The organism is Thermococcus sp. M36 (genome assembly GCF_012027355.1).
Lineage (GTDB): Archaea > Methanobacteriota_B > Thermococci > Thermococcales > Thermococcaceae > Thermococcus.
On record NZ_SNUH01000008.1, the window covers coordinates 1 to 854 of the forward strand.

General features: G+C 49.2%; 2 pseudogenes. One reads left to right on the plus strand and one right to left on the minus strand.

The features are described from left to right. A pseudogene (locus E3E36_RS12915) lies at window positions 1-241 on the plus strand (hypothetical protein); the annotation flags it as partial. A gap of 37 nt (window positions 242-278) precedes the next feature. Here the strand turns inward: E3E36_RS12915 and E3E36_RS11040 are convergent. Beyond that, window positions 279-854 (minus strand): annotated as a pseudogene (locus E3E36_RS11040) (RNA-guided endonuclease InsQ/TnpB family protein); the annotation flags it as partial.

An 854-nucleotide genomic window follows, 5' to 3' on the forward strand; every position in this document is an offset into this window, starting at 1 on the left:
CAGGACTGGCTACTTCCTCAAAAGGAGGAAGATTCAGCGGAAAATTAGGAGCGGAAGGAAGAGGAGAGACCTTCTCGAAAAGTATGGGCGGAGGGAGAAGAACAGGTTGAACGACTTGTATCACAAGCTGGGGGAACTCATACTGGCCAACTCCGAGGACATTGCTCTCGCGGTCGAAGACTATCGCCCTGGCAGAGGTTGTCCCCTCGTCGAGGGAGAGTATAAACTTCTCCATCTGTGACCACCTAAGGGCATGGAGGTCTTCTCCTAATTATGCTTTACTCCCGTTCTGGTTGGCCGTAACTTGTGGAAAGTTTGTAAACGTCGTTACGGCTAACCTTCCAGCCTCGGCTCATCGGCTGGCCTTCGGGGGAACGGAGACTCCCCACATCTTCAAGGCTCTAAGAGAGATATTCCAACTCCCAACCACATCACGGTCGGTCTCAAAACCACAGTTTGAGCATTTCAAAACCCTGTGCCCATTCGGGCTTAATTTCTCCCCACATACCGGGCACAGGGAGGAAGTATAAGCTGGATTAACGAAAACGACCCTAACACCCTTCAATTTCGCCTTGTATTCGATAATGCTTTGAAGCTTCCTAAAACTCCAACGGTGAAGGCGACCATTCAGCTCGGCGGAATATCTAATTGAGTCCCTGATTTCCGTTAAATCTTCCAAGGCAATTCCATCGTATTTCTCCGCTAACTCAACGATTTTATTCGCTAACTTGTGATACAAGTCGTTCAACCTGTTCTTCTCCCTCCGCCCATACTTTTCGAGAAGGTCTCTCCTCTTCCTTCCGCTCCTAATTTTCCGCTGAATCTTCCTCCTTTTGAGGAAGTAGCCAGTCCTG